The sequence below is a fragment of the Parasphingorhabdus sp. genome (genome assembly GCF_049667325.1).
Taxonomy (GTDB): domain Bacteria; phylum Pseudomonadota; class Alphaproteobacteria; order Sphingomonadales; family Sphingomonadaceae; genus Parasphingorhabdus.
On the sequence record NZ_JBATHY010000051.1, the window covers coordinates 1 to 2629 of the forward strand.

General features: G+C 59.8%; 3 protein-coding genes and 1 pseudogene. 3 read left to right on the forward strand and 1 reads right to left on the reverse strand.

What is annotated here, in order from left to right; translation table 11 throughout:
* The 3 genes and pseudogenes from WBM93_RS02850 to WBM93_RS02860 all read left to right on the forward strand — a co-directional run.
* Positions 1-324 (forward strand): annotated as a pseudogene (locus tag WBM93_RS02850) (glutathione synthase); the annotation flags it as partial.
* An 84-nt stretch (positions 325-408) separates the two neighbouring features.
* The gene (locus tag WBM93_RS02855; RefSeq protein ID WP_424427966.1) at positions 409-639 is read left to right on the forward strand and encodes a phosphoribosylglycinamide synthetase C domain-containing protein; all 231 of its coding nucleotides are present in this window, start codon (positions 409-411) and stop codon (positions 637-639) included.
* Position 640: 1 nt separating this feature from the next.
* Positions 641-1657, forward strand: a complete 1017-nt coding sequence (locus tag WBM93_RS02860; RefSeq protein ID WP_424427968.1) for an NADP-dependent oxidoreductase — start codon at positions 641-643, stop codon at positions 1655-1657.
* A 49-nt stretch (positions 1658-1706) separates the two neighbouring features.
* Here the strand turns inward: WBM93_RS02860 and WBM93_RS02865 are convergent, their stop codons facing one another.
* Entirely contained in the window at positions 1707-2618 is a 912-nt protein-coding gene (locus WBM93_RS02865; RefSeq protein WP_424427970.1) for a tyrosine recombinase XerC, read from the reverse strand.
* Between the last annotated feature and the right edge of the window lie 11 nt (positions 2619-2629).

Sequence of the window (2629 nt, forward strand, 5' to 3'; positions counted from 1 at the left end):
GACAAGCGCATCGTCCTGATCGACGGCGAAGTCGCCGGCGCGATCAACCGCAAACCCGGCGAAGGCGAATTCCGCTCTAATCTGGCGCAGGGCGGCTATGCCGAAGCGGCGGAACTGACCGACCGCGAAAAGGAAATCTGCGCGGCGATGGGACCGGACCTGAAGCGGCTCGGCCTGATCTTCGTCGGCATCGACGTGATCGGCGGCAAATGGCTGACCGAGATCAACGTGACCTCGCCAACCGGGATTGTCGCGATCGACAATTTCAACGGGACGGATACGCCGGGGATGATCTGGGATGCGATTGAGGCGAGGGTGGGCTGATTTGTTGAAGTCCGCAATATCCGAAAGCGGACACTGGATTTGAGTAAATTTAGTAAACTGTCACCGAAAATCGGGACTGCCGTCGTGGATCGCGAACTCGTCGCCAATGGTGGACTCGTACCAAACGTGACGATTTTGGGCACGAACACAGCCGAAGCGCAATCAAGCGCCTATAAGGCGGTGGACAAAGTGAATTTCAAAAGCGGCTTTTGCCGGCGCGATATTGGCTGGAGTAAAGTTGAACGCGCGAGACGTTGGTGCATCTCGCGAATACCCGCTACAACAACGGTTAAACGAACCGAAAAAGGATATTGATATGCGTGCATGGGCCCTGAAGAGTCGTCCCGCCGGTACCCCGGTGGCTGATAATTTCCAGATGATAGAGGCAACGGATGCCCCGCTTGGCGAAGGCGAATATCGCATTACAAATAGCTGGCTGTCGGTTGACCCCTATATGCGCGGACGGATGAATGACGTAAAAAGCTATGCGCCCCCATTCGGTATCGGTGAAGCGATGACCGGCGGCGCGGTCGGCACGGTGACCGAAAGCAACAATGCCGATTATCCAGTCGGATGCAAAGTGCTGCATATGGCGGGTTGGCGCGACACTGCTGTCGCTGGCGGCAGCAATCCTCCCGAAGGCGGCATGCCACCGGCGAAGCTTCCCGATCTCGGCGTTCCCGATCAACATTGGTTGTCGATTATCGGCATGCCCGGCGGCACCGCCTGGTTTGGCTTGCTGAAAGTCGGCGCGGCCAAGGAAGGCGAAACTGTTTTTGTATCTGCGGCGGCCGGCGCGGTTGGCTCCACCGTTACCCAGATAGCAAAGGCCAAGGGCATGACCGTAATCGGGTCAGCCGGTGGCGCAGATAAATGTGCATGGGTTAAAGAAATCGGCGCGGATGCCTGCATCGACTACAAGTCCGGTCCGGTATTGCCGCAATTGCGCGCAGCACTGAAAACCGTCGGCAAATCCGGCGTCGATGTCTATTTTGACAATGTCGGCGGTGAACATCTCGATGCGGCGCTCGCCTGCTCCAACGAACGCGCGCGTATGGCGATTTGCGGGATGATTGACGTTTACAACGATCAACAGCCGCAGTCGATGCAATATCTGACGATGATCATTGGCCTGCGCATAAAAATTGAAGGCTTCCTCTATCCCGATTTCGCCGCGCAAGTGCCCGAATTCAACGCCGATATGGCGAAATTGATTGCATCGGGCGCTGTCAAGGGCCGTGAGACGGTGATGGAGGGGTTAGCAAAAGCACCGGACGCGTTCATCGGGCTGTTTACCGGCGCGAACACGGGCAAGATGCTGGTTAAGGTTTAGGGTTCCAGTGAAGGAGGGTTGATTGACCGCAACATCCCGAAAGCGGACATTACCCGGCTCTCGGATGCGCGCTGTTATAAACATCCAGCAAATGCGCAGCATCGACTGCGGTATAAACTTGCGTCGAACTCAAACTCGCATGGCCCAGCAATTCCTGCAGGCTCCGCAAATCCGCGCCGCCCGCCAATAGGTGCGTCGCGAAGCTGTGGCGCAGGGCATGGGGCGTAGTGCTGTCGGACAGGCCGAGCCTGGTTCGCGCCTGCTGGACCACGCGGCGGATCATATTGGGCGACAGCAGCCCACCCCGCTTGCCGCGGAACAGGGGCGAGCCGCCGATCTTGTCATGCTTGCAGCGCGCGAAATCCTGGGCAACCGGATAGGGGCAGAGGTCGATATAATGTTCGATCGCCGCGCGGACCTGCGGCAATAGCGGCACGATCCGGACCTTGCTGCGTTTGCCGGTCACCCGCAGCGTGTCGGTCAGGGGCAGGGCATCGCCGGTCAGGTCGAGCGCCTCGCTGATCCGCAGCCCCGAACCATAGAGCAACAGCAAAACCGCCCAGTCGCGCGCGCCGATCCAGTCCTCGCTGGCGCTGTCCTGCGCATCCCCGGCCAGCGCCAATATGTCATCGGGCGAGACCGGTCGCGGGACGCCGCGCTTGACCTTTGGCCCCTTGATCCTCGGGATTTGCGCCTCATCGCCGCCGACATGTTTAAGGAACGCCCGCAAAGCCGACAATTCCCGCGCCGCGCTGTTGTTGGTCAGCCCGTCCCGCCGACGGAACGCCAGATAGGAACGGATATCCGCCTGGGTCAGCGCCCTGATCTCGTCCGCACCGACACCGCCGCCGATATGGTCCATCAGGAACGCACAGAAACGCTCTGCGGTAATCACATAGGCCCGCACCGTGTGCTGCGACCGCCGCCGGTCGTCGCGGAGGTGGGCGGCGAAGTGGTTGATGAGGGTTTGGG

Coding starts and splice junctions, on each gene's coding strand:
- WBM93_RS02860 (WP_424427968.1), top strand. CDS start 641: ATGCGTGCATGGGCCCTGAAGAGTCGTCCCGCCGGTACCCCGGTGGCT.